Source organism: Natribaculum luteum, from assembly GCF_023008545.1.
GTDB classification, from domain to species: Archaea; Halobacteriota; Halobacteria; order Halobacteriales; family Natrialbaceae; genus Natribaculum; species Natribaculum luteum.
The window spans coordinates 495,473-521,163 of the sequence record NZ_CP095397.1 but is presented as its reverse complement, the minus strand read 5'-3'; the positions used below and the strand labels follow the sequence as shown (position 1 = coordinate 521,163).

Annotated in this window: 17 protein-coding genes; 10 read left to right on the top strand and 7 right to left on the bottom strand. The window is 66.6% G+C overall.

Going from position 1 to position 25,691, the window contains the following annotated elements; genetic code table 11:
• Window positions 1-7 precede the first annotated feature (7 nt).
• The 4 genes from MU558_RS02650 to MU558_RS02635 all read left to right on the top strand — a co-directional run bounded on the left by MU558_RS02650 (window position 8) and on the right by MU558_RS02635 (window position 7,433).
• Window positions 8-2,143 carry a PD-(D/E)XK nuclease family protein gene (locus MU558_RS02650; protein ID WP_246971723.1) on the top strand — a complete coding sequence of 712 codons (2,136 nt, stop codon included), beginning with the start codon at window positions 8-10 and terminating at the stop codon, window positions 2,141-2,143.
• The gene (locus MU558_RS02645) at window positions 2,136-3,140 is read left to right on the top strand and encodes a PD-(D/E)XK nuclease family protein (protein WP_246971722.1); all 1,005 of its coding nucleotides are present in this window, start codon (window positions 2,136-2,138) and stop codon (window positions 3,138-3,140) included. The genes MU558_RS02650 and MU558_RS02645 overlap by 8 nt, the downstream gene beginning before the upstream one ends.
• A complete protein-coding gene (locus tag MU558_RS02640) occupies window positions 3,133-6,813 on the top strand; it encodes an ATP-dependent DNA helicase (protein WP_246971721.1) in 3,681 nt (1,226 codons plus the stop codon). The genes MU558_RS02645 and MU558_RS02640 overlap by 8 nt, the downstream gene beginning before the upstream one ends.
• Before the next feature lie 134 nt (window positions 6,814-6,947).
• Entirely contained in the window at window positions 6,948-7,433 is a 486-nt protein-coding gene (locus tag MU558_RS02635) for an 8-oxo-dGTP diphosphatase (RefSeq protein ID WP_246974783.1), read from the top strand.
• Window positions 7,434-7,442: 9 nt separating this feature from the next.
• On the opposite strand, the gene MU558_RS02630 is transcribed toward MU558_RS02635, so the two are convergent.
• On the bottom strand, window positions 7,443-8,414 hold the full coding sequence (locus tag MU558_RS02630; RefSeq protein ID WP_246971720.1) for a quinone oxidoreductase family protein: 972 nt from the start codon (window positions 8,412-8,414) through the stop codon (window positions 7,443-7,445).
• 138 nt (window positions 8,415-8,552) lie between these two features.
• Between MU558_RS02630 and proS the strand changes: the two genes are divergently transcribed.
• Window positions 8,553-10,040 (top strand): proline--tRNA ligase, encoded by a 1,488-nt coding sequence (proS, locus tag MU558_RS02625; protein ID WP_246971719.1) that lies wholly within the window; start codon window positions 8,553-8,555, stop codon window positions 10,038-10,040.
• Window positions 10,041-10,475: 435 nt separating this feature from the next.
• Window positions 10,476-15,026 carry a glutamate synthase large subunit gene (gene gltB / locus MU558_RS02620; protein ID WP_246971716.1) on the top strand — a complete coding sequence of 1,517 codons (4,551 nt, stop codon included), beginning with the start codon at window positions 10,476-10,478 and terminating at the stop codon, window positions 15,024-15,026.
• 13 nt (window positions 15,027-15,039) lie between these two features.
• Here the strand turns inward: gltB and MU558_RS02615 are convergent, their stop codons facing one another.
• Window positions 15,040-15,456 carry a GIY-YIG nuclease family protein gene (locus MU558_RS02615; protein ID WP_246971714.1) on the bottom strand — a complete coding sequence of 139 codons (417 nt, stop codon included), beginning with the start codon at window positions 15,454-15,456 and terminating at the stop codon, window positions 15,040-15,042.
• A gap of 285 nt (window positions 15,457-15,741) precedes the next feature.
• Between MU558_RS02615 and MU558_RS02610 the strand changes: the two genes are divergently transcribed.
• Window positions 15,742-16,530 carry a hypothetical protein gene (locus MU558_RS02610; RefSeq protein ID WP_246971711.1) on the top strand — a complete coding sequence of 263 codons (789 nt, stop codon included), beginning with the start codon at window positions 15,742-15,744 and terminating at the stop codon, window positions 16,528-16,530.
• A 246-nt stretch (window positions 16,531-16,776) separates the two neighbouring features.
• Here MU558_RS02610 and MU558_RS02605 read toward each other — a convergent pair whose 3' ends face one another.
• Window positions 16,777-17,775, bottom strand: a complete 999-nt coding sequence (locus tag MU558_RS02605; protein ID WP_246971710.1) for an ATPase domain-containing protein — start codon at window positions 17,773-17,775, stop codon at window positions 16,777-16,779.
• Between the two features lie 222 nt (window positions 17,776-17,997).
• On the opposite strand from MU558_RS02605, the gene MU558_RS02600 reads away from it, so the two are divergent.
• Complete coding sequence (locus tag MU558_RS02600; protein ID WP_246971709.1) at window positions 17,998-18,987, top strand: NAD-dependent epimerase/dehydratase family protein; 990 nt, start codon at window positions 17,998-18,000, stop codon at window positions 18,985-18,987.
• A 125-nt stretch (window positions 18,988-19,112) separates the two neighbouring features.
• On the opposite strand, the gene MU558_RS02595 is transcribed toward MU558_RS02600, so the two are convergent.
• Complete coding sequence (locus MU558_RS02595; RefSeq protein WP_246971708.1) at window positions 19,113-19,772, bottom strand: helix-turn-helix domain-containing protein; 660 nt, start codon at window positions 19,770-19,772, stop codon at window positions 19,113-19,115.
• Window positions 19,773-19,947: 175 nt separating this feature from the next.
• Between MU558_RS02595 and MU558_RS02590 the strand changes: the two genes are divergently transcribed.
• Both MU558_RS02590 and MU558_RS02585 read left to right on the top strand, forming a co-directional pair.
• On the top strand, window positions 19,948-21,300 hold the full coding sequence (locus MU558_RS02590) for a cytochrome P450 (protein ID WP_246971707.1): 1,353 nt from the start codon (window positions 19,948-19,950) through the stop codon (window positions 21,298-21,300).
• A gap of 152 nt (window positions 21,301-21,452) precedes the next feature.
• Window positions 21,453-22,403 (top strand): phytoene/squalene synthase family protein, encoded by a 951-nt coding sequence (locus tag MU558_RS02585; protein ID WP_246971706.1) that lies wholly within the window; start codon window positions 21,453-21,455, stop codon window positions 22,401-22,403.
• 5 nt (window positions 22,404-22,408) lie between these two features.
• On the opposite strand, the gene cruF is transcribed toward MU558_RS02585, so the two are convergent.
• Genes cruF through MU558_RS02570 form a run of 3 tightly spaced genes read right to left on the bottom strand, consistent with a single transcriptional unit; the run spans window position 22,409 to window position 25,644 of the window.
• On the bottom strand, window positions 22,409-23,278 hold the full coding sequence (gene cruF, locus MU558_RS02580) for a bisanhydrobacterioruberin hydratase (protein ID WP_246971705.1): 870 nt from the start codon (window positions 23,276-23,278) through the stop codon (window positions 22,409-22,411).
• The gene (locus MU558_RS02575) at window positions 23,271-24,143 is read right to left on the bottom strand and encodes a prenyltransferase (protein ID WP_246971704.1); all 873 of its coding nucleotides are present in this window, start codon (window positions 24,141-24,143) and stop codon (window positions 23,271-23,273) included. The genes cruF and MU558_RS02575 overlap by 8 nt, the downstream gene beginning before the upstream one ends.
• Window positions 24,144-24,162: 19 nt before the next feature.
• Window positions 24,163-25,644, bottom strand: coding sequence for a phytoene desaturase family protein (locus MU558_RS02570; RefSeq protein ID WP_246971702.1), 1,482 nt, complete (start codon window positions 25,642-25,644; stop codon window positions 24,163-24,165).
• Between the last annotated feature and the right edge of the window lie 47 nt (window positions 25,645-25,691).

Below are 25,691 nucleotides of genomic sequence, written 5' to 3'. Positions count from 1 at the left end.
CCGACTGATGTCTTCGCCCACCACCGATCTCGACGGCGTCCTGAAGGTCCTCCCGTCGCCTCACAGCGACGTCCTCGAGGTCGTCACAGCGAAGTACGCCGCCCTCGCCGACGAGTACGGGCCAGGAAACGTCCTCGTCCTCAAGCGCCAGCCCGCGGGGGTCGAGCGCGTCCGCGAGGCGCTCACGAGCGCCGACGCGACGAACGCCACGCCGCGCAGTCCCCGAGTCGAGTCGCTGCCGGAACACGCCTCGAAGGTCCTCGAGGAGTACGATCCGACGCTCGATCGACTCGCCTACGAAGAGCGGATCGAACTCGTCTCGATGGTGATCGACGGCGCGAAACGCGACGTGCCGGCGTACCTCGAGCGCGCCCGCCAGCACGACAGCTTCACCCGCGACGTCGGACAGTTGCTCCTCGCGGCGACGCGGCAGGGACTTCGCCACGACGACCTCGAGGAGCCCCACGAGTGTCTCGACTTCCTGTACGCGATGAACGACCGGTTCCACGAGGAACTGCGCGCTCGCGGGTTCGTCGAGCGGGCGGACGTGATCCCGCGGGCGGTCGACCTCCTCGAGGACGACCGCGACGGTCTGCGAAGCCGCGTCAGTTCGTCGTTCGACGCGGTGCTCGTCCTCGAGTTCGAGGAGTGTCGGCGACTCGACCGACGGTACCTCGCCGCCCTCACGGACGACGCAGCGCTCGTTTGCCTCGGCGAGCGCCACGCGAGCGTCGAGCGCACGCGGGTCGAACCAGGCAACCTCGAGGATCTCGCAGACGGACTCGCGATCGAGACGATCGAGCCGCCGGCAGCGCCGACCACGCGGGCGAACGCCGATCACGGGACGATCGTCGACCTCCTCGCGACGGACGAGTCGAGCGGCGAGCCCGCGAGTGTGCGGCGAATACGGGCCGGAACGGCTCGCGAGCAGGACCGGCAGGTCGCCACGGAGATACAGACCCTCTGCGATCGCCACGACGAGTGGCGCTACGACGACGTGGCGGTCGCCGTCCCGACGATCGAACGGGTCCCCGAGACGCGAGAACGCCTTCGGGACGCGGGGGTTCCAACGGCGACGGTCGGCACGCACTCGCTCGCCCAGGACCCCGCGGTCAACGAACTCTACGCGTTCGTCGCGTACAACTGCGGTCACGAACGGGAGCGTGCCCGCGAGCGACTGGCCGCTCGCGTCCCCGACTTCGCTCCCGACCTCGTCGAGGAGTGTACCGACTCGAGTCTCGCCCGGTCGCTCGAGCGCTGGCTCGTTCGCACCGACCTGAAACGGCGGATCGCCGAGAGCGAGACGTGGGCCGACGCCCGAGAACAGTACGAGAGCGTCCGTCGCGTCCTCGAGATCGCCCGGTTCGTCGAGGAGACCGACGTCGTCTCTCCCGACTGGGCGGGGTTGCGCCGGATGCTTCGCCGGACGATCGAGTACGACGCGCCGTACGTCCACGACATCGAGACGCGACCAGAGACGGGCGGTGTGACGGTCTGTCCCGTCGCTGATCTCAAGTACGATGGTCGCGAGGCGGTCTTCCTGCTCGACCTGCTCGACGACCGCTATCCCGGCCGACAGCACCTCACAAACCTGTTCCCGACGCCGTGGCTCGAGTCGATGCCGAACTACCCGGCCGTCACCGGTCCGTCGCCAGCCGACGTGGCACGCACGTTCGCTCCCGTCTCGTCGCCCGCGTCGGTCGGGAACCCGTTCGAGGCCTACCACGCCCAGCGGGCCAGACGGGCGCTCGCACTGGGCGCGCGGGCGGCACACTCGCAGCTGTACCTCTGTTCGTACGAACGTGAGTCAGGCGGCCTCGGTCGATCGCGAGAGGAGTCGCGGTACGTGAAACTACTCGCAGACCATCCCGACGTCACCCTCGAGGACGTCGACGCACGTGCCCGGGAGGCGGCAGTTTACGGGCGCACCAGCGCGCTCGAGGAACTGCTCGCAGAGCCACGAGGGGAACTCGAGCGAGTGCTCCGGGAGGCGAGCACCGGCGGTGAGGCGGACCTCGCCGAGACCGAGGCGCTGTTCGAGGAGATCGCCGTCGTCCTCGAGGGGAACGTCGACGAGGAACTCGCGACGGCCGTCCGCTCGCAGTTCGAGTTCGCCGCCGGCGAGGTGGTGCGACGTGACTGAGCGGGTCTCGATCGAGGGGGTGCAAACGTATCTCCACTGTCCGCGCCGGTACGAGTTCGCTCACGTGCACGGCCTCGAGAGCGAGGACGACGACCCGCCGGAGACGCGACGCCTCGAGTTGCTACGAACGGCGATCTGTGACGCGTTGCGAACCGGGCGAACCGACCGCGACGACCTCGAAGCGGCCGTCATCGATCGGCTCACGGAACTGTGGACCAGCCACGGCGAGCGGTTCCACTCGCTGGCCCAGCGCCGCCACGAGCGCCAGCGACTCGAGGCCGCCGTTCGCGCGTACGTCGCGGACGTCGGCGTCGAGCACGTTCGCGGCGTGACGAAACTGCGCCGGGAAACCGACGAGGAGCTGCTGGGACCGGAACTCCCGCTGTCGGCGACGATTCTGCTCCCCGACGGCACGGGAGTCGAGGTCGAGTCGGTCGTCGACTACGTCACCACCGACGGAAGCTCGCTGACGGGCGTCCGGTTCGTCCCGACGCTCGCCCCGCTCGGACTGCTCCGATATCGGTCGGCGTGGGAGGGCGACGTCGCCGCGCTCTTTACGGATCACTTCGATCCCGACGACGACCGGTTCGAACCGGACGCCGTCGGCGCGCTGTTCGAGACGGCCGTCGTCCTCGAGGGGTTGCGCGATCTCCGGGACCGACTCGAGCTCGGGAATCGGACGTGTCGGTACGTACAGGTTCCGCTGGTAGAGCGCTCGAGCGCCTCGGTCAACTGGGTTCGAGAGACCGTCGAGGCGAGCCTCGAGACGGTCGACCTGACGGACGTCTTCCTCGACCACCACACGTTCGGGATGACCCACGAACACCGCAACCGGACCGTCGAGACCCGACTGGGCGAGACGCTCGAGAACGTGCTGTCGGGTGCGTTCGATCCGACGTCGGCGTGGGACCGGATCGTCGACCGGTCCTGTCCGGACTGCGGGTACGCCGTCTGCTGTGGGGAGTACATGGCCACGGAGGTGCGATTCGATGGGTGACGCGGACGCGACGGACGACGGCGTCGACGGGGACGCCGAGAGCGGGCAGACCAACGAGCATCCTGACGGACCGAAGGGGAACCAGCGAGCGGCCCTCGAGAGCCGGGCGGCGTGTACCTCGGTCGACGCCGGAGCCGGCACCGGCAAGACGACGACGATGCTCATGCGGATCGAACGCGCCATCGAGCGCGGCGAGGTCGCACCCGAGGACGTCCTCGTCCTGACGTTTGCCAACGAGGCCGCGGCGAGTATCCGCGAGGCGGTCACCGAGCGGCTCGGTCCAGAGGACGCCGCTGCGATCGACGTCTACACCTACCACTCGCTGTGTCACCACCTCGTCCGCGAGTACGCCTACTACCTCGGCTTCTCTCCCGAGTTCGACGTCGTCACCGAGCGTGGCCGTCGCCGGATCGTTCGACAGCTCCTCGAGGACGGCGACTACGAGTTCGCCGACGCGTCGACCCGCGGCGACGGCTCCGCGGCCGACCTCGCCGACTCGCTCGATCGGTTCATCCGGGAGATGAGCCAGGAAGACGTCGATCCCGAGACGCTCGCAGATCGTCTTCCCGACGTTCGCACGCTCGAGGTTCTCGGCGAGTTCGTCCTCTGGCTCGAGCGCGAAGCCAGCGAGAACCTGTCGTTCGACAACGAGGCGCTGCGGTACTTCAACCGCGAAGACCACCTCGATGAGGCCCGCGAGTCGCTGGTCGACTACGGCAAGCTGCTGACCTACTGCCGGGAGAAGATCGCCGAGGCACCCGACGAGTTTCACGACGACGCGGTCGTCTCGGACGTTCGGCGGTACCTCGGCGTCCTCCAGACGTGCGTGACGAACACGCTCGAGGCGCTGTCGCTCGACGAGCCGACGACGAAACACCTGCCGCGGGCGCTGTTCGGAAACGAGATCCGGCGCAACGCCACGTCGACGATCGAGCAGACGCCGTTCGGACGGCTCAAACACTACCTCGAGTTCCTGCGGCTGGCGCGTCACTACACCGAGGTCTACGCCGACTACCGGGCGTACCTCGAACGCGAGCGGATCGTCGACTTCGACGAACTCGTTCGGACGGCGACGCAGTTACTCGAGGACGACGGCGGGCCAGACCGAGCCGGAAACGAGGGAGCGACGGCCAACGAGAGCGTCGCCGACGAGATCACGAACCGGTGGGCGCAGGTGTACTGCGACGAGTTCCAGGACACCGACGGGACGCAGTTTCGGCTCATCACGCAGTTGACTGCGGGCGAGGATCGACCGGACCTGTTCGCGATCGGCGACAAAGACCAGGCCATCTACGGCTGGCGCGGCACCGACCGCGAGGGGCTCGATCGGCTGGCTGTGACCTACGACGACCACGAGGCGATCGAACTCGAGCTCAACTTCCGCTCGAAACAGGAGATCCTGGACCTGACGAACCACTGTACGTACGGCACCCAGTCCTCGAAGACGCTTCGAGAAGTCGGACGAACGCCCGGTGAGTACGAGACGGCCGACCCGCCCGTGCGCGTCGGCCGGATCGACGGCGACGAGATCGAGTTCTCGACGCCAGAGCAGGTCGCGACGACGGTCTCGAGGCTGCTAAACGGCGAGTTCGACGACGCCCCTCGACGGTCGCTCGCCGACGTGGCGGTGATCGTCCGGACGAACCGCCACGCGCAGGCGATCGCCGACGAACTGCGGGATCGACAGATCCCCTACGAGGTGTCGGGGTCGGCCCGCGGCGAGGTTCGACCGGGCACCCAGACCGTCCTCTCGTACCTCCGGGTGGTCGTCGACCCGACCGCCGACGCCCACCTTCGACGCGTGCTGGCGTACCGGTACCGGCTCTCGGCGGCCGACCTGGAACGGCTCCAGTCACACGACGGATCGCTGTACGATGCGCTTGCGACCGCGGATCCGAGCGCGTTCGACGATCCCGAGCGCCTCGAGCGCGCACGCACTCACCTCGAGGTGCTCACGACGATGCGCGACGTCTATCCGCTCGCGCAGTTCGTCCGCCGGTTCCTCGAGGTGACGCGACTCGCGTGGTTCCTGACGAGCGAGGAGCGCGCCGAACTCGAGCGCGTCGAACGCTTCGCCGAGACGTACGATCCGGGGACGGTACTGGGGACGCTCACGACGTCGTTCGTCGACGCGCTCGAGCGGACGCTGACCGGGGGCGAGACGGGATACGGGCGCGGAACGCGCTCGGAGGCCTGCGTGGACGTGATGACGGTCCACCAGGCGAAGGGGCTGCAGTTCGATACCGTGCTCGTCCCCTACCTCTCGGACGAGGAGTGGTGTGTCGAGACCGACTACGCCGGGCGTGCCCGCTACCGGCTGCTCGAGGCGACGATCGACGACGACGTCGACTCCCCGCTGCTCGCTGACCTCGCCCGCGAGACGGTCGGCGAGGAGTGGCGGGTACTCCACGTCGCGCTCACTCGTGCCGAAAATCACCTGTTCCTGTTCGGGTCGAGCTACGATTACGAGGGCGGCGAGGGCGAACTCGCGACGTCGACGGCGGAGGCGTGTCTGGCCGACGAGATCGAGTGGTGCGTCGCCGGCAAACGGATGGACCTCTGGGCTTCGCTCACGGAGAGCTTCGACCGGGTCCGGGAACGGTATCCCGAGACCGTCGTCGACCTCACCGAGGAGATCGCCGTTGCGGCCGACGTCACGCCGGGGACGATCACCTACTACGGAAACTACGGCGAACGGACCGTCGAACCGCTTGCGACCCGCGAGGCGATCGAGACGGTCCACCGACTCGGACGGCTGCTTCGCGACGGAACCTTGCTTCCGGCGGCCGACGCGGCAGACCACGTCGACGAACTTCGAATCCCGACGGGTCGGTGCCCGAGCGCGCTCTCGAGTGACACCGTCCGGTTTCCGGTCGAGACACTTGCGAGCGCGGGCGACCTCCCCGTCGCGATGCGACACAGTTACTCGGCGATGCAGACCCACGGGGAGTGTGCGCGCAAACACTACCTCGATCACGTGGTCGACGCGATAGACGACCCGATCTCGAGAGGGGGAACGACGCCGAACGCACGCGCCATCGGCAGGGTCTTCCACGCCGTCGCCGAGGAGGCGTTCTACCGCGAGTATCGAACCGACGAGCAGTGGCGCGAGGCCGCGGTGCGCCAGTTGACTGCTCGCGATCTCACCGACGCCCGAGAGGCCGTCCTCGAGTGCGTCGACCGGTACTTCGCCGCGGCCGCGTCGTCGGTCGACGCGCCCGTCCACGAGTGGGAACCGCTCGCGGCCGAACTGCCGTTTGCGCTCGAGGACGTTCCCGGGATCGACGGCGACGTCGTTGGCTACGTCGACTCGGTCCGTCGGACGCCGGCGGGCGACCTCGTCGTCCTCGACTACAAGACGACGGCCGATCGAATCGATCCCGAGGAGGCGACCCAGTTACAGCTGTACCTGCGGGCCTGCGAGACGCTGTTCGACGAGCCGGTCGCCCGAGCTGGCTACGTCTACGTGGGCGAGAGCGGACCCCACGTCGACCTGTTCGCTCGAGACGACCTCCCGGCGTGGGAGTCGGTTCGCGAGACGCTCGCGGCGGTCGACGACCCTTCGTTCGCGGAGACGACGCCGGGTGACCACTGCCGGTTCTGCCCACACCGGTCGCTGGGCTGTGCACCCGCGGAGTACGCGGTCGACGAGCAGGCAGTCGGAGACGACTGATACTGGCGGCTGTGATCGGGTTCCGGCGCACTCACACGACGGTCGCGAGTGCGTCGACGCCGATTCACGTCCGCCGTTACGACGGTGCGACGGGAGCCGAGACGTTTTATCTCGTGGCGTCCGAACCGCCGACGATGATCGAGGCGACGCTGTGTTTCGTCGTACGCGACGGTCGGGTGCTGTTGATCGAGAAGCGCCGCGGCCTCGGCGAGGGGTGGTACAACGGCCCCGGCGGCAAACTCGAGGGCGACGAGACGCCCCTGGAGTGTGCGATCAGGGAGGTCCGCGAGGAACTTGGCATCGACGTCGATCCTGCGAAGACGGAAAAAGCGGGCGAACTCACCTTCACACTCGACGGCGACGGCCACACGTTCTGTCACGTCTACCGGACCGACGAGTTCGCGGGCGAGCCGACCGCCTCGCCTGAGGCGCGACCGGAGTGGTTCGCGATCGAGGACGTTCCGTACGACCGGATGTGGGACGACGACCGCCTGTGGCTGCCGGGCGTCCTCGAGGGCGACACCGTCGCCGGCGAGTTTCGATTCGAGGGTGGCGAACCGCTCGACGAGGCAACGTTCGTCGACCACGACCTCGAGTGGGACGTCTCGTTCGCGGAGTAGCGGCCCGAGTCAGGGACGCAAGACGACCTTCCCGGAACTCTTCCGATCTTCGATGTACTGGTGGGCCGCTGCGGCCTCGACGAGCGGGAACGACTCGCCGACGATCACCTCGAGGTCGCCCGACGCGAGCCCTTCTGTGAGGTCGGGGACGGCTCTCATCACCCTGTCGGGGTCGCGCTGGGCGGCCTGCCCGAGGTGGAAGCCGATTACGCGTTTGTTCTCGAACAGCAGCCGACGGTTGCTCACCTCGGCGGGGACGCCGCTCGCGACGCCGTAGGTGACGAGCCGACCGAAGTGCGCGAGGGCGTCGAGGCTGCGCTCGAAGACGTCGTCGCCGACGGACTCCAGGACGAGGTCGACGCCCTCGCCGTCGGTCTCCTCGTCGATCACGGCGGCGAACTCCTCCTCGGTGTAGTCGATCGGGTGATCGCAGCCCAGGTCGGCGGCCAGCTCGAGCTTCTCGGCAGAACTCGCCGTGCCGAACACCTCCGCACCCGCACGGGAGGCGAGCTGGACGGCGGCCGTGCCGACGCCGCCCGCCGCGGCCTGGATCAGGACGCGCTCGCCCGCTTCCAGGCCGCCCCACTCGAACAGGCAGGCGTGAGCGGTGAGAAACTGGATGGGGAAGCCGGCGGCCTCCGCGAAGCCCATCGCCTCGGGGATCGGAAAGAGCGTCTGGGCGTCGGCGGTGACGTACTCGGCGTAGCCGCCGCCGGAGACCATCGCGACGACGGGGTCGCCGACCTCGAGGTCGACGCCCTCGCCTGCGGCGTCGATCGTTCCCGCGGCTTCCATCCCGGGGACGTACGGTGGCTCCGGGCCGCCGGGATACTGGCCGCGTCGCTGCATGACGTCCGCGAAGTTGATGCCCGCCGCCTCGACGGCGATGCGCACTTCGCCGGGGCCGGGATCGGGCTTTTCGCGGTCGACGGGCTCGAGAACGTCGCTGTCGCCGTATTCACTGACTTCGATCGCTCGCATCGTCGGCCTAGTCGACGGCGAGTGACCTAAAGGCGCGAGAACCGGAGGAAACCGTGGCGGCGTTTCTGGGGGTCGACGCGTGTGACTCGGCGCCTTACCTTCGCATCGTTTAAGCCTGCGCTGACTGAGTGTCGAGGTATGAGCGAAGAGAGTCAGGAGCTCGGCATCACCGAGTCGAAGTCACACAGACCCGGCGAGTGGTACGCCGAAGTGGTCCAGAAGGCGGGACTGGCCGACTACGCCCCCATGGGCGGGTTCATCGTCACGAAACCACGCGGCTACGCGCTGTGGGAGCGCATCCAGGAGGCGCTGGACGGCTGGTTCAAAGAGACCGGGGTCCAGAACACCTACTTCCCCATGTTCATTCCCGAGTCGTTCCTGGAGCGCGAGAAGGACATCGTCGAGGGGTTCGACCCCGAGGTCGCCTGGGTCACCCAGGGCGGCCACGACGAACTCGAGGAACGCCTCGCCGTCCGGCCGACCAGCGAGTCGATCATCGCGCCCTTCATGGCCAAGTGGACCCGCAGCCACCGTGACCTTCCCCTGCGACTGAACCAGTGGTGTTCGGTCGTGCGGTGGGAGGCCACCGAGACGAAGCCGTTCTTCCGGACGAAGGAGTTCCTCTGGCAGGAGGGCCACACGGCCCACGCGACCAGCGAGGGGGCCTGGGAGGAGGTCTGGACGCGCCTCGGCCAGTACGAACGGGTTTACGAGGACGTCCTGGCGATCCCGGTCCTGCGGGGCAAGAAGCCCGAACACGACAAGTTCCCCGGTGCGGACATGACGACGACCGTCGAGGCGCTGATGCCTGACGGCAAGTCCGTCCAGGGGGCGACCAGCCACAACCTCGGCCAGAGCTTCGCCGAGGCGTTCGACATCACGTTCGTCGACGAGGACGAGGAGGAACGCACCGCCTACACCACCTCGTGGGGGCTGTCCTGGCGTGCGCTCGGGGCGCTCATCATGACCCACTCGGACGACCAGGGGCTCGTCTTGCCTCCGACGGTCGCACCCACGCAGGTCGTCATCGTCCCGATCTGGCAGGAAGATACCAAAGAGAAGGTCCTGCAGTACTCCGCGGAGATCGCGGCGGAACTCGAGGACGCCGGCGTTCGCGTCGAACTCGACGACCGCGACGAGCGCAATCCCGGCTTCAAGTTCAACGAACACGAACTCAACGGGGTCCCCCTCCGGGTCGAGATCGGCCCCAACGAGGTCGACGACGAGGAGGTCACGCTCGTCCACCGGCCCGACAACGAGAACGTCGTCGAGGATCGCGCCGGAATCGTCGAGACGGTCGACGACCACCTCGAGACGATCTACGATAAACTCTACGACGCAGCCGAAAAGCGCCTCGAGGAGAACGTCCGGGAAGCGGACAGCCCCGAGGAGATCATGGGGACGATCGGCAAACACGGCGGCTACGTCGAGACCGCGTGGTGTGGCGACGAGGCCTGCGAGGAGGCGATCAAAGAGAAAGTCGCCGCCGAGATCGTCATGCAACCGCTCGCGGAAGAAGGCGGGGCGAGCGCTGGTGAACCGAAAGCGCCCGAAGACGACGACGCCGAGTGTGCCGTCTGTGGCGACCCGGCAGACCAGATCGCCTATTTCGCGAGGTCGTACTGAACGAGCTCTCGATCGTCGTCACCGACGAGTTTCATTACGAAATCGACAGATGACGGTCGATTCGAGTGCAAACCTAATTGTTTAGCCACACGCCCCTTGACGGTGCAGATAGCGATTACGAACGTAGCGTCTCGAGTCCGGAACTGCCCGTAGCCGGTGGGACGCTACGGTGCCTCTGACACTTTTCGAACCCGCCGGTCGAGATGCTCGTGTCGACGTCCCCGTCTCCCCGACGAGCGGAGCAGACTCGCACTGTTGCTCGCGATCCGGTTCTCGACTGCCGGCGACGGCGAGAACGATCTCGAGTGGTGCTGACTAGCAAACTATAACGATAGAAAATAAGGATATATGCAGTATTATGGCCCTAGTATGGATATATAATACACTTAGTCATTATGGGGTAGGTTCTTATTCCAGTCGTGGACACTGTTCCCTATGTCACAGCCACACGATGAGCGATCCGCCCAGCGTCGAGCGGGTCTCGCCGACCCGGAAGACGCACGCTCGAACTGCGGCGTCGGCGTCGTCATGGACCTCGACGGCAGGGGAGGTCACGACGTCGTCGCCGACGGACTCGAGTTACTCGTCAACCTCGAACACCGCGGCACCACCGGCGCGGAGAAAAACACCGGCGACGGTGCCGGGATCGTCCTCCAGCGGCCGGACGAGTTCTTCCGTGCCGCCCTCGACGTGGAACTCCCCGAGACCTACGCGGTCGGCTCTCTTTTCTTCCCGCAGGACGACGACGCTCGCGAGGAACTCGCCGGAATCGTCGATGAGGTCCTCGAGTCCTACGACCTCGAGGTACTGGCCTGGCGAGACGTGCCGACGGATAACGACGGGCTCGGGAAGACGGCACTCGAGTCCGAACCCGACGTGTGGCAGTGTTTCGTCGTACCCGAACGAGAGCAGTCCGACGAGGAGTTCGACCGCACGCTCTACGTCGCCCGCCGTGCACTCGAGAACGAGATCGAAGACGCCGACGTCGACGGCGCCGATCGCTTCTACGTCTGCTCGCTCGACTCGAAGACGGTCGTCTACAAGGGACTGCTCAAAGGCGAGCAGGTCCCCACCTACTACCCCGATCTGACCGACGAGCGCGTCGAATCGACGTTCGTCATGGTCCACGAGCGATTCTCGACGAACACGCTCGGCGCGTGGCACCTCGCTCACCCCTACCGGAACATCGTCCACAACGGCGAGTTCAACACCATCCAGGGCAACATCAACTGGATGCGTGCCCGCGAGACCGACCTCGAGAGCGACGTGCTCTCCGATCTCGAGGCGATCAAGCCGATCATCAACGATCCGGATCAGTCGGACACCGCGAGCGTCGACAACGCACTCGAACTCTTGCTGCAGGACGGCCGGGACCTCGCTCACGCGCTACGCATGCTGGTTCCCGAAGCGTGGCGTGACGACGATTCGATGTCCCAGGCGCGAAAGGACTTCTACGACTTCCACGCCTCGCTCGTCGAACCCTGGGACGGGCCCGCGCTCGTCGCCGCGACCGACGGCGAACGCGTCGGGGCCGTCCTCGACCGCAACGGCCTCCGACCCTGCCGGTACGAGGTGACCACCGACGACCGACTCGTGATGGCAAGCGAGGCAGGCGCACTCGAGCACGCTCCCGAGGAGGTCGAAGAGCGCGGCCGCCTCCAGCCCGGACAGCTCTTTCTCGCCGACCCGAACGAGGGCCGCGTCATCCCCGACGAGGAGATATTCGCGGACCTCGTCGACGACCACTACGGGGAGTGGGTCGAGCGCGAACAGGTTCGACTCGGCGAACTCGTGACGACGGGCGAGCGCACGCCACAGCAGCCCGTCTCGGGGCTGCGAGAACGCCAGGCCGCCTTCGGCTACACCCACGACGAACTCGAGAACCTCATCGAGCCGATGGTCCAGAAGGGCAAGGACCCGGTCGGTTCGATGGGCGACGACACGCCCCTGTCGGTGCTGACGGAGTTCAATCGCCCGCTGTTTTCGTACTTCAAACAGCTGTTCGCCCAGGTGACGAACCCGCCGCTTGACTACATCCGCGAGGAACTCGTCACCAGCCTCGAGTCGCGGCTGGGCTTCCAGCGCAACTTGCTCGACGAGTCGCCCGAACACGCCCGCCAGCTCGTCCTCGACTCGCCGATCCTGACGGACGCCGAACTCGAGGCGATCCGCGAGTGCGAGGTAAACGGGATCGGGGCCGAGACGATCGACGTCACGTACGAACCGGAGCGGGAAGAGCCCGGAGCGGATCTCCGGGACGCGATCGAGCGCGTCCGGGAAGACGCCGCGGCGGCCATCGAGGACGGCCACGACGTCGTGATCCTCTCGGATCGCGGCGTCGACGAAGACCGCGTGGCGATCCCGAGCCTGCTCGCGACGGGCGCGGTCCACCACCACCTCGTGCGCAACGGGCTTCGCAACCACGCCGGACTCGTCGTCGAGTCGGCCGATCCGCGGACCGTCCACCACTTCGCGACGCTGATAGGGTACGGTGCGGGCGCGGTCAACCCCTACCTCGCGTACCAGACCATCGAGGACGTCACGGCCGGTCCGGACGGCGCAGACGTCGAGGTCGCCATCGACGCCTACGTCGGCGCGGTCGAGGACGGCCTGCTGAAGACGATGGCGAAGATGGGTATCTCGACCGTCGAGAGCTACCAGGGAGCCCAGATCTTCGAGGCGGTCGGCCTCGACTCCGACCTCGTCGCGGAGTACTTCGAGGGCACCGAAAATCGCACCGAGGGCATCGGCCTCGCCGAGATCGAAGCCGACGTCCGCGAACGCCACGCCGTCGCCTTCGGCACCGAGGAGTCCGAACTCGAGCGCCAGGGTGAGTTCGAACACCGCTCTGGCGGCGTCCACCACCAGTGGAACCCCCAGACGGTCGGCGCGCTCCAGCAGTCGGTGCGCTCGAACGACTACGAGCGCTACCAGGAGTTCGCCGAGATGATAAACGAGCAGAGCCAGAACCTCCAGACGCTTCGGGGCTTGCTCGAGTTCGACTCCGATTGCGACCCCGTTCCACTCGAGGAGGTCGAACCGATCGAGGAGATCGTCGAGCGATTCTCGACGGCGGCGATGAGCCTCGGATCGCTCTCGCCAGAGGCCCACGAGAACAACTCGATCGCGATGAACCGACTCGGCGGGAAGAGCAATTCGGGCGAGGGCGGCGAGCCACCCGAGCGCTTCGGGACCGAGCGCGAGTGCAACGTCAAGCAGGTCGCCTCGGGCCGCTTCGGCGTCACCTCGACGTACCTCTCGAGCGCCGACGAACTGCAGATCAAGATGGCCCAGGGGTCGAAGCCGGGCGAGGGCGGCCACCTGCCCGGACAGAAAGTCAACGAGATGATCGCCCACGTGCGCAAGTCCACCCCCGGCGTCGGACTGATCTCGCCGCCGCCGTTGCACGACATCTACTCGATCGAGGACCTGAAACAGCTCATCCACGACCTGAAGGCCGCAAACGAGGACGCGGACATCAACGTCAAGCTCGTCAGCGAGGCGGGAATCGGCACTATCGCCGCGGGCGTCGCGAAGGCCAACGCCGACGTTGTCCACATCTCCGGCCACTCCGGCGGCACCGGCGCGTCCCCTCGAACCTCGATCAAGAACGCCGGCCTCCCGTGGGAACTCGGTCTGGCGGAGGCAAACCAGATGCTCCGCGCGACCGGCCTGCGCGACCGCATCCGCGTCTCCACGGACGGCGGACTGAAGACCGGCCGCGACGTCGCCGTCGCCGCCTTGCTGGGTGCCGAGGAGTACGTCTTCGGTACCGCAAGCCTCGTCACCTCCGGCTGCGTGATGGCCCGGCAGTGTCACAAGAACACCTGCCCGGTCGGCGTCGCCACCCAGCGCGAGGACCTCCGCAAGCGCTTCCCCGGCGAACCCGAGCACGTCATCAACTACATGACGTTCATCGCCCAGGAACTGCGCGAGCTCATGGCCGAACTCGGCTTCCGCAGTCTCGAGGAGATGATCGGCCGCGTCGACGTCCTGGCACAGCGCGAGGACGTCGACCATCCCAAGGCCCGCACCGTCGACCTCTCGGCCGTCCTCGCCGAACCAGACGGCGACGTCCGTACGAAAGTCCGCGAGCAGGACCACGAGGTCGACGACCAGCTCGACCGGGAGCTGATCGACGCCGCAGCCGACGCCCTCGAGACCCAGCAGCCGGTTACGCTCGCGACCGACATCTCCAACGTCGACCGCGCCGTCGGCGCGATGCTCTCGAACCGGGTGACGAGTCGCTACGGCGAACCCGGGCTCCCCGAGGACACGATCACCGTCGACTTCGAGGGGATCGCCGGCCAGAGTTTCGGCGCGTTCCTCGCCAGCGGCGTCTCCTTGCACCTCGAGGGCGTCGCGAACGACTACGTCGGGAAGGGGCTCTCGGGCGGCAAGGTGACGGTCCGAACGCCCGAATCGGCGGCCTACGACCCGACCGAGAACGTCGCCATCGGCAACGTCGCCCTCTACGGCGCGACCGGCGGCGAACTGTACGTCAACGGCGTCGCCGGCGAGCGCTTCGCCGTCCGCAACTCCGGCGCGAAGGCGGTCGTCGAGGGCGTCGGCGACCACGGCTGTGAGTACATGACCGGCGGCGTCGTCGCCGTCCTGGGCGAGACCGGCACGAACTTCGCCGCAGGCATGTCCGGCGGCGTCGCCTACGTCTACGACGTCGACGGCGACTTCGCCGAGCGGGCGAACACGGGCATGGTCTCGCTGTACGACGAACTCGACGACCGCGACGAGGCGATGCTCCGACGACTCGTCGAGAATCACGTCGCCTACACCGGCAGCGAGCGCGGCCAGGCGCTGCTCGAAAACTGGGAGAGCGTCCTCGAGTCGTTCGTGAAGGTGATGCCCGACGCCTACCACGAGGCGATCACCGAGGACGGCCGCGACGACGTCCGCGAGACGCTCCCCGAGACCCCCGAACCGGGCGTCGACGTCGGGACCGCGGGGTACGCCACGGGCGACGACTGACGTCGGTCCGCAATCAGTCGTCGACGGTACCGCCCGCCGCCGTCGCCCACTCGAGGACGTCCCGATCGTCCGGGACGGCGATCAGGTGCGCCTCACACCCGCAGTCGGACGCGCCGAAACCCGCGACGGGCTCGCCGGGAAGCGCCGCCGCGAGTTCACACTCGCGATCCGCGTCGGGGAAGGTGACGACGGCCTCGAGGCTCGTCTCTGGCTGCCCGAGCAGGTAGTCGACGTGCCAGTGGCGCGCGTCGCGCTCGCCGCGGGCGAGCTCCCGGTGGCGGTCGACGCGAGCGAACCCGCCCGGGCCGAACGCACTCCCGACGTAGGCGTACGTCCCCGCCTCGAACGCGATCGCACCGAGCGCGCCGACCTGGATGCGGGTCGTCGTCGAGACGTCGATCTCGAGGACGTAGGTGCCACCAGTGGCCATAGCGCCCTCTCGCTCGAGCGGACACACAACGGTTTCGGGTTCGTCTGATACCGATGGCTGCGAGTCAGTTCCGATACGACCGTCAGAACGTGCTACTCGAGCGGGGTCGCCTCGAACGGGTGATCTCGAGTGGGCGATTGGCGGGCGTCAGCCCTGGTCGTGGCTGTGCCGTCGGTTGCTCCGATCTTCTGACCGTTCTCTGCTCGCCTGTTGCCCACGTCCGCTCTCGCTCGTTCCGCGCTGACTCTCCTCGTGTCGGCTCCTTTCGCGTCGTTCCTGTCCACGTTGCTGACGGTACTGGAGGCCACCGCGGTTCGACTGGCCACGTCGTCCGTGGCGACCGCGCTGGTGGTCCTGCTGCTGGTACTGTTCTTGCTGGCCGTGCTGTCGTTCTCGCTGCTCGTGCCGTCCTCGCCGTCGTTCGAACCGCTCCTGACGCCCCTGCTGTCCGTGCTGTCCCTGGCGGCTGTACTGCTGCCCCTGCTGGCCGTACTGTTCTTGCCGACCTCGCTGGCCACGTTGTCCCGTCGTCTGGCCGCTGCCGTACTGACGCTGTTCGCGTTTACCGCGTCGACTGTACTGCTCTCGCTGGCTGTGCTGTTCCTGCTGGCCATACTCTCCCTGGCGTTCGTACTGGCCCTGACGGCCGTACTGCTGTTGTTGGCCGCGCCCTTCCTGACCCTGTTGCCACTGCTGGTGGCCTGCTTCCTCTCGCTGCCCGCCTCTGCCTCGCTGCCCACGGCGTTCTCGGCGGCCTCGCTGGCCCTGCTGGCCGAACTGTTCTCGCTGGCCACGTCGCTCTCGACTTTCTCGACGCTGCGACCCTCGCTGTTCCCGTCGACCGCGTTCTCGAGGCCGCTCCGACTGGCCGTGCTGACTCGACTGTCCCTGGAGCCAGCCCCGTTCGCGTCCGCGCTGTCGTCCTTCGCCGCGTCGCTGACTGCCGTGGTGCCGTTCGCTCCCTCGCTCTCCGCTGTCGTAGCTATCGTTCATAATCTGGTTTGCTCGGTGGATGATGGGTCGTTCGTCTCTGTCCGCCTTCGCCGACGCGGCGTACACCAACCCGCAGAATAAAACCCATCTGTGGTTCCACGGTCACGTCCGCTGAATTGGAGATTAGCCGAGTGGACGTCGTCGCTCGACCGACGGGTCGATCGTTCGTCCAACGGACACGAGCCAGTGTTCCCGAATAGCGGCCGGCTCGAGCCGGTCTGCTGTCGAACGTGAAATCCGCTCCGTCGGAGACGCGCCTCGCCGCCGCGGTCCAGTAATATCGGCTTTCGAGAGCCGTTTCGCTCGCAAACGCGGATTAGTCCGGGATTAGAGCGTCCGGCTCTCGACGTTCTGCTCGTACACACTACCGGCCTCGGTCGTGGGATCGAACGAGAGCAATCCCCGTCCAGGAGCGTGTTCGTATGCGGTCCACTGGGGATCGTACGCCGTGCCGACGAGTTTGCGGATACCAAGCTGTTTGAGCCGCGACTCCGGGACGAGACGATCGGTCAGTCGCAGGTCGACGACACCGTCGTAGACGGGCTCGTCACCGACCAGACGGCCGTCGTCGTCCGCTGGCGTCGCCGCAGCGATGATCGGAACGTATCGCGCCTTGCAGACGCTCGCACGGACGTCCTTAACGAAGTTGTGAACTAACTGATCCTGGACCAGTGCGTCGAGTTCGTCGAGCGAATCGAGAACTACCAGACCCGTCTCGGTCATTTCGAGGTCGTCGAGCCCCCGCTGTAGCGCGTTCGCGACCGCCCGGACGTCGCCCGGACGTTCGACGTCGATCACCGCGTCGTCTCCGGCGTCGGCGAGAAACCGGTTCCACTCGTTCAGCGTCGTGACGAACTCGTCGCGGTCCTCGAGTCGATGGGTGAAACAGTCGACGATCCGTAGCCGATCGTCCTCGAGGTACGGCAGGACGTTCCACCCCTGCCTGAAGAAGCGCTCGAGGACTGCCGTCGGCGGATCGACGTACGCGACGACGACGGCCGGTTCGCCGCGCTCGAGCGCGCGCCAGACGAGTTCGGTCAGCAGCTCCGATCGGCGGGTCCCCTCCTCGCCCGAGAGCAACAGGAAAGCGTCTGCCGGCAGGCCGGTCGGCACGAGCGAGTCGAGCGGTTCGACGCCCGTCTCGAACCGCTCGTACGCGTCTTCGGCCGGTATCGACTCCTCCTCGTCGAACGCCTCGAGACAGGACCGCGAACAGAACTCCCGTCCCGCTTCCGATCGGTGTGGCTCCTCCGGAATCGAGTAGCCACAGTACGCACACCGTCGTCGCTGTCCACTCCGTTGCTCTGTCGACTGCTGGTACGCCATGACGAGACGATCCACCACGAGCGAGCAAAAAGAACTCTCCCCTGCGAACTACTACAATTATTGTAGTATATTGCTTTTATATTCAAATAATAAAATCGAAATGGTTTGATCGGCGTTAGCCGGTACATTGAGACACAACTCTCGAGGGACGGAAGACGGCGAAGTCCATCGATACCCGCCCCGGTTCGCCAACGTTTTCCGCGACTCCGGCGACGTTCGACCATGGACTCTGCACTCGTCATCGGCGGGACGCGCTTTATCGGCCGCCATCTCGTCTCCGAACTCACGGCACACGACTACGACGTCACGATCTTCAACCGTGGCAACCACGACAATCCGTTCGCAGACGACGACCGGGTCACCCACCTCGAGGGAGACCGAACGAACGATTCGGCGCTCGAGGCCGCAGCGGCCGACGTCGACCCGGACGCCGTCTTCGATTGCGTGGCCTACTACCCGCGGGACGTCCGTGCAGCCACCGAGATCTTCGCCGACTGCGAGGCGTACGTCTACGTCTCGAGCGGCGCAGCCTACGGTCGCGAGGAGATCCCCAAACGCGAAGACGAAACGCCACTCGAGCCCTGCACCACAGACCAGGCAGTCGACGACTCGGCTGCCACCTACGGCAACCGCAAGGCGGAGGGCGATCGGGCGATATTCGCGGCTGCTGACCGCGGTGTCAACGCGATGGGCGTCCGGCCACCGATCGTCTACGGCCCACACGACTATACCGAACGCCTGGACTTCTGGATCGACCGCGTCAATCGCTTCGACCGCGTGATCGTCCCCGGCGACGGCACCAACATCTGGCACCGGGTCTACGTCGAAGACGTCGCCACGGCCCTCCGAACCGTCGCCGAACGCGGCGAACCCGGCGAGCTCTACAACGTCGGCGACCGACGGATCACCACGCTAGAAGAGATGGTCGAGTTGATCGCCGATAGCCTCGACACCGAAGTAGAGGTCGTCCACGCCGGGCCACGAGAACTCGAGGCCGGCGGCCTCTCGACTGACGACTACGTCCTCTACCGCGAGTATCCACACATCGTCTCGACGGCGAAACTCGCCGACCTGGGCTGGGAGTCGACGCCGCTCGAGGACGCGATGACGAAAACGGTCGACGAGCACCTCGAGAGCGACCGCGACGGGAACGAGTACGATCCCGGACGCGAGGCCGAAGAACGCGTGCTCGGTATCCTCGATACGCTTTAGTGGCGTCTCGAGCCTGATACTACCGGATAACAGTCAGTGAATACTCGATCGCGGCTCGACGGCTGTCGGCAGCGACGACAGCGTCTCGAGTGCGATCGATGTCTGAACCGTGTTGTCCGGCAGTATCACTCGAGGGCGGCCCCGATCAGCTTCGCCTCGATCCGCTGGAGGTGCTCGCTCACCGTCCCCGGCGCGACCTCGAGTTGCTCGGCGAGTTCGCGGTGGGTCGTCTCCCGCGGAACCTCGTAGTAGCCCTCGCGCACCGCGACCTCGAGTAACTCCTGTTGTCGCTCGGTCAACAGCCCCGAAAGCTGGCCGGCGGTCGGTTCGTACTCGCCCAGTCGCTCGAGGGCGAGGTCGATCCCGTCCGGGAGGTCGGCGGCGGCGCGCTGGATCGCCTGGCTCGTGCCGACCACCGTGAGTTTGAGCCCGCGAGCGTCGTGGCTGTCGACGGAGGACATCGGCCACTCGAGAACGATCTCGTGTTCCCGGAGGATCGCGAGCAGGTCGTCGACGAGGCCGGCCGTGCGACACTGCACGTAGGCGACGCCCCGTCCGCCGTCGCCGGCGACGTCGTACTCGATGACGCCGGGCGCGTCGGCGAGGAGCGTCCGCGCCGACTCGAGGTCGCCGGCGAGTTCGAGCAGTTCGACGTACCGGCCCTCGTAGGCCGGACTCACGTACCGGATCGCCTCGACGCTGATCGCGTCGCTGCGGGCGAAGACGTCGTCGAGCGGATGAACTGGCTGGTCGTCCCACGTCAGGACGATCGTCGCGTACCTCATCGATCCCGTGTTGTCGCCCCATTTTCGTGCTGGAGCGGCCGTTTCGACTGATTCGGGACCGTTCGAGGCGAGCGCTCGGTGCTGTACACAGCGAGGCTACGACGTGTACTTTTAAAACCACCTAGGATACTCGGATACAGAGATAGAGTGGACGCGTTCGTTCGATACAGTACCGATGAGTAGCGACACGCCTCCGACGACCGGCGAAACGCCGCCGGGACCCGACGGATTGCCCGTGCTCGGCAACCAGCTTGCCTTCCTTCGCGACCCCTACGGCTTCATGACGCGAACGGCCCGCGAGTACGGCGATATCGCCCACTGGGAGGACCCCGGCGGGCCGGTCTACCAGCTCAACCACCCCGAGTACATCGAACAGGTCCTCGTCCAGAACAACGAGAACTACGTCAAAGGCGACAACTTCCAGAAGGTCCTCGGGCCCATCACGGGCGAGGGGATCCTGAACAGCGAGGGCGCAGTCTGGCGTCGGAACCGCCACCTCCTCCAGCCCGCGTTCCACCCCGATCGCATCCGGAGCTACGCCTCGATGATGACCGACTTCACCGAAGAGGCCCTCGAGACGTGGGAAGACGGTGAGACCCGTCTGATCCACGAGGACATGATGGAGGTGACGCTGAAGATCGTCGCTCGTGCCCTGTTCGGCGTCGACATCGACGGGTACGTCGACGCCGTCGGCGACGCACTCGAGGAGTTCATGCTCGCCTCGGAGAGCCTCTCGCACTTCGTTCTCCCGCCGGCCGTTCCCACCCCCTCGCGCAGACGGATCGATCGCGCACGGGAGCGACTCGACGCCGTCGTCTACGAACTGATCGACCAGCGCCGGAAGAACCCGACCGAGCAGGACGTCATCTCGAAACTGCTCGAGGTGACAGACGACAACGGCAACCGGCTCTCGGACGAACAGATCCGCGACGAGGTGGTGACGCTTTTGCTCGCGGGCCACGAGACGACGGCCCTCTCGCTGACGCTGACGGCGTATCTCCTCTCACAGCACCCCGAGGTCGAACGGAAACTCGTCGCCGAACTCGAGGACGTCCTCGGCGGCGCGACGCCGACGATGGAGGACCTCTCTGACCTGACCTACACCGAGCAGGTCGTCAAGGAGTCGATGCGGCTGTACCCGCCGGTGCCGGGGATCGTCCGCGAACCCGTCAAACCGGACATCATCGGCGGCTACGAGATCCCGGCGGGTGCGACGATCCGGATGCACCAGTGGGTCGTCCACCGCGACCCGCGCTGGTACGACGACCCGCTCGCGTTCCGCCCCGAACGATGGGACGACGACCTCGAGTCGTCGATCCCGAAACTCGCGTACTTCCCCTTCGCGGCCGGCCCCCGCCGCTGTATCGGCGACCGCTTTGCGATGCTCGAGGCGCGACTCATCCTCGCGACTCTCTACCAGCAGTACCACCTCGAACTCGTGCCTGGAACCGACCTCGACCTGATGGCGACGATCACCGCACGGCCGAAACACGAGATTCCGATGACCGTTCACCGTCGTCAGGAGTAGCCGTTCGACGGACTGTTCGTCGATCCGAGATATTCTTTCCTTTCTACCCGCCGTCTCGCGAAAACCTGCCTGGTGAGGGCTAGCTCTTTTGTACTCATCTGTCGAACACTACTTATCGTATCGTTGCCAGGCTGGACTGGAAAAAAGTGAGAATGCAACAGGAACACATCGAGGCTGGGAAGGAGATACAGAAGCGCACCGGGAAGACGTTCTACCTCGCGACGCGATTCCTCCCGCGGCGCGTTCGGCACGCGACGCACGTGCTGTACGCGTTCTTTCGCATCGCCGACGAGGTCGTCGACGACGCAGCCGACGTCCCGCCCGACGAGCAGGCCGCCCGCCTCGAGGAGCTTCGGGCACAGGCACTCGGCGGGGTCGACCCCGACGATCCGGTCCTCGTCGCGTTCCAGGACCTCCGGGAGCGCTACGGCATCGCAGACGAGGAAGTCGACGAGTTCGTCGACGCGATGAAGACCGACATCGACACGAACCGCTACGAGACCTACGAGGACCTCGAGGCGTACATGCGCGGGTCGGCCGCCGCCGTCGGCGTGATGATGACCGCGATCATGGAACCCGACGATCCGGAGACGGCGCTTCCTCACGCCGTCAAACTCGGCGAGGCCTTCCAGATGACGAACTTCCTGCGGGACGTCCGCGAGGACGTCGTCGACCGCGACCGGATCTACATTCCACGGGAGACCCTGCGGAGCCACGGCGTCGCCGAGGAACAGATCGAGAACCTCGAGATGTCCGAATCGTTCGCGAGGGCGATGGCCGACGAACTCAGGCGCACGGAGGACCTCTATCGGGAGGGCGTCGCCGGCATTCGCTACCTTCCCGAGGACTGTCAGCTCCCGGTGTTGCTCGCCGCCGTCCTCTACGCCGAACACCACCGCCTGATCCGGGCACAGGGCTACGACGTGCTCACCGAGGAGCCGTCGCTGTCGACGACGCGGAAGCTGTGGTGTGTCGCGAAGACCCGCTGGCACTGGCACTGGAACCGCGACCCCGAGGCGGTGTTCCAGCGCGTCTCCGCGGTGCCCGCCCTCGAGACCGGCCACCCTGGACCGGGACCCGGCGAGCGCGTCCCGACGCGATAACGTTTCTACCGGCTCGCCACGGACGGCACGACGGTCCGGAGCATCTCCCGGTCGTACCGACCCGTCCCGAGCAATCCGACGCAGAACGCGCCGGCGATCGCCGCCGCGATCCAGTTGCCGTAGAGGACGTTGATCGTCCCCCATAGCAGGACGAAACTCACCAGATCGTCGAGGACGAACTCGCAGGAGTGGACGCGCTCGAGCAGGGCCGTCCGGTCGAACGCGAGGTCGACGAGGACGACGGCGACGGTCCCCGAGACGAGCCAGCCGACGTAGTTCGACGCCGGCACGCCGTAGTACGCGCCCGGCGGGAGGTACGCCCAGAAGCCGATCGCGACGGCCGCGGGATCGAGCACGAGGTCGATCGCGACGACGGTGGCGATGGCGGTTCCCAGCCGTGCGGCGACGTTGTCGGCTAACCCGCGAAGCACCAGCAGCGTCAGCAGGTAGGCGTTGAGCACCAGCGGGACGAAAAACAGCGGCAACGCAAGCGGGATCTCGCCGAACAGCATCGGCCCGAGCTGGATCGTGTACTCGAACGCGCCGTAGGGCCAGCCCGTGTCGACGCCGACCGCCTCGATCAGGTACGTGTAGACGACGAGAACGCCGAGACAGCCGACCGCCCACCGTCCGATCCGCGGGAGGAGTCCGACGACCAACGGCGAGCGCATCACGAGCGTCCCGAACAGGATCAACAGCGGATTGTACGAGAGCGGTTCCGGGAGCAGGCCCTCGGCGCTCGCGACGAGCAGCGTCGCGCCGACGACGGGGAAGACGACGGCGATCGTAAACCGGTTGTCCCGGATCGCCGTCTCGAGCCGTCGCTCGACGTCCGTTCGCGTCAGTTCGCGGGCCGCCGTCGCCACGTCACCCATACAGTACCCTCCAGAGGCCGCCCATCGTCAGCGCCGCGCCGACGACGGTGTTGATCGCGGGGAACCACCAGTAGGCACGGGAGACGGCGATACTCGAGGTCGCGACGCCGGCGACGAGCGCGGGGTAGACGAGCATGAGTGCCCCGAGCCGAACATCCAGCGCGGCGAACGCGCCCGCAGTGGCGAGCCAGCAGGCCGCACAGTAGGCGTACGTCCGTCGTGGGCCGAGGACGGTCGCGGTGGTCCGGATCCCCGCCTCGCGATCCGGCACGACGTCCGGAATCGCGGAGAAGGTGTGCATCCCCATCGCCCAGAGCCATCCGCCCGCGACGGCGAGCGCCGGTGGCTGCGTTCCGGCGACGGCGGCGTAGGCGGCCGCGCCGGGCGTCACGTACAGCCCGTTGGAGATCGAGTCCAGCGGGGGCGTCGTCTTGAGTCGTAGCGGCGGCGCGCTGTAGGCCGCGCCGAGGACGAGAAACGCCGCGAGCCACGGCCACGCCTCGGCGGGGACGATCGGAAAGAACGCGAGGGGAATCGTGGCGGCAAGCCCGACAGCGACGGGGACGAACGACTGTCCCTCGTAGCGTGCTTCTCGCCCTTCCTTCTTGGGGTTCTCGGCGTCGATCTCCCGGTCGTAGACGTCGTTGATGCCGTACAGGAAGACGTTCGCCGGCAAGAGGAAGTACACGAACAGGACGACCGCGGCGGGCGCGAACAGGTCGCCGACCGAATCGGCCGCGTAGGCGACGCCCACGAGCACCGGCCCCGCGAGGTAGAGCCAGAATCGTGGTCGCGAGAGCGTCAGCAGGTACGAGAGCCTGTCGACGGTCCCGGCGTCCGCTCGAGCGGTTCGGTTGTCGGTCACACTCACGCACCTCGGACGATCATCCGTGATCTTCGAACACCTTCTCCGCGGTCAGTTCGCCGCTGATGAGACACATCGGAACGCCGATGCCCGGTGTGGTGTACGAGCCGGCGAAGTAGAGGCCGTCGACCTCCTTCGAACGGTGGGGCGGGCGAAACAGGGCGGTCTGTCGAAGCGTGTGTGCCATTCCCAGAGCCGTCCCCTTGAAACTGTTGTACCGGTCGGCGAAGTCCTCGACGCAGAAACTCTCCTCGAAGACGATCCGATCGCGCAGGTCGGTCCCCGTGTGTTCGGCGACGTCCTCGAGGATCTGGTCGCGGTACCGGCTGCGACGTTCGGGCGTGTCCTCGAGGCCGGGTGCGATCGGGACGAGGACGAACAGGTTGCTGTGGCCCGCGGGTGCGACGGTGTCGTCGGTCTCGGAGGGGACACAGCAGTAGTAGGCCGGATCGTCCGGCCACTGTGGGTCCTCGAAGATCTGATCGAAGTGTTCCTCCCAGTCCGTCGGGAGGACGAGGGTGTGGTGGGCGAGTTCCGGCACGTCACCGGAGACGCCGAGGTAGAGCAGGAACGCGGAGGGCGCGTACGTACGCGACTCCCAGTAGTCGGCGTCGTACCCGCGTCGTTCGGGCGAGAGCAGGTCCTGCTCGGTGTGGGCGTAGTCGGCGTTGCTCACCACGAGATCGGCCGTGAGCGGGCCGTCGGGCGTCTCGATTTTGAACGCCCCCTCGCGTCCCTTGATCGCCGTCGCCGGCCGGTTCGTCTCGTAGGTAACCCCAAGCTCCCGGCCGAGGTCGGCGATGCCGTCGATCACGCCGCCGAGACCGCCCTCGGGGTACCAGACGCCGAGGTTGAAGTCGACGTGGCTCATCAGGTTGTACAGCGCCGGCGTGTTCTTCGGCGAGCCACCGAGAAACACCAGCGTGTACTGCATGATCTGCTGGAGCTTCGGGTGCTCGAAGTAGTTCTCGACGTGATCCTGCATCGATCCCAGAAGCGAGAGACCGCGCGCCTGTCGCGCCACGTCGAGGTCGAGGTAGTCGCGCAGCCGCTCGCGGTCCTCGTAGACGAAGTGTTTCATCCCCACCTCGTAGTTCTCCCGGGACTTCGACAGATAGCGCTCTAAGGCCTCGCCCGCGCCCTCCTCGTAGGACTCGAAGATGCGCTTCGTCCGCTCGAGGTCGGCCGTGACGTCCACCTCGTCGCCGTCTTTGAAGAAGATCCGGTAGTGGGGATCGAGATGGGTCAGTTCGTAGTAGTCGGAGGGCGTCCGGTCGAAGTCACCGAAGAAGCGCTCGAAGACGTCGGGCATGAGGTACCACGACGGCCCCATGTCGAAGCGAAAGCCCTCTGCCTCGAGCGTCGACGCCCGGCCGCCGAGTTGCTCGTTTTTCTCGATCACGTGCACGTCGGCACCCGCGTCGGCGAGGTAACAGGCGGTCGAGAGACCACCGACACCGCTGCCGATCACGACGATCGACGCACCGTCCAGCGATTCCATACCCGAATGGAGTATCGGCTCGTTGATAAGCGTACGTCTTCACTACG

What these genes read in the sequence shown, in the direction of transcription:
- MU558_RS02650 (WP_246971723.1), top strand. Translation starts at nt 8, where the DNA reads ATGTCTTCGCCCACCACCGATCTCGACGGCGTCCTGAAGGTCCTCCCG.
- MU558_RS02640 (WP_246971721.1), top strand. Translation starts at nt 3,133, where the DNA reads ATGGGTGACGCGGACGCGACGGACGACGGCGTCGACGGGGACGCCGAG.
- MU558_RS02635 (WP_246974783.1), top strand. Translation starts at nt 6,948, where the DNA reads ATGATCGAGGCGACGCTGTGTTTCGTCGTACGCGACGGTCGGGTGCTG.
- MU558_RS02630 (WP_246971720.1), bottom strand. Translation starts at nt 8,414, where the DNA reads ATGCGAGCGATCGAAGTCAGTGAATACGGCGACAGCGACGTTCTCGAG.
- proS (WP_246971719.1), top strand. Translation starts at nt 8,553, where the DNA reads ATGAGCGAAGAGAGTCAGGAGCTCGGCATCACCGAGTCGAAGTCACAC.
- gltB (WP_246971716.1), top strand. Translation starts at nt 10,476, where the DNA reads ATGTCACAGCCACACGATGAGCGATCCGCCCAGCGTCGAGCGGGTCTC.
- MU558_RS02615 (WP_246971714.1), bottom strand. Translation starts at nt 15,456, where the DNA reads ATGGCCACTGGTGGCACCTACGTCCTCGAGATCGACGTCTCGACGACG.
- MU558_RS02605 (WP_246971710.1), bottom strand. Translation starts at nt 17,775, where the DNA reads ATGGCGTACCAGCAGTCGACAGAGCAACGGAGTGGACAGCGACGACGG.
- MU558_RS02600 (WP_246971709.1), top strand. Translation starts at nt 17,998, where the DNA reads ATGGACTCTGCACTCGTCATCGGCGGGACGCGCTTTATCGGCCGCCAT.
- MU558_RS02595 (WP_246971708.1), bottom strand. Translation starts at nt 19,772, where the DNA reads ATGAGGTACGCGACGATCGTCCTGACGTGGGACGACCAGCCAGTTCAT.
- MU558_RS02590 (WP_246971707.1), top strand. Translation starts at nt 19,948, where the DNA reads ATGAGTAGCGACACGCCTCCGACGACCGGCGAAACGCCGCCGGGACCC.
- MU558_RS02585 (WP_246971706.1), top strand. Translation starts at nt 21,453, where the DNA reads ATGCAACAGGAACACATCGAGGCTGGGAAGGAGATACAGAAGCGCACC.
- cruF (WP_246971705.1), bottom strand. Translation starts at nt 23,278, where the DNA reads ATGGGTGACGTGGCGACGGCGGCCCGCGAACTGACGCGAACGGACGTC.
- MU558_RS02570 (WP_246971702.1), bottom strand. Translation starts at nt 25,644, where the DNA reads ATGGAATCGCTGGACGGTGCGTCGATCGTCGTGATCGGCAGCGGTGTC.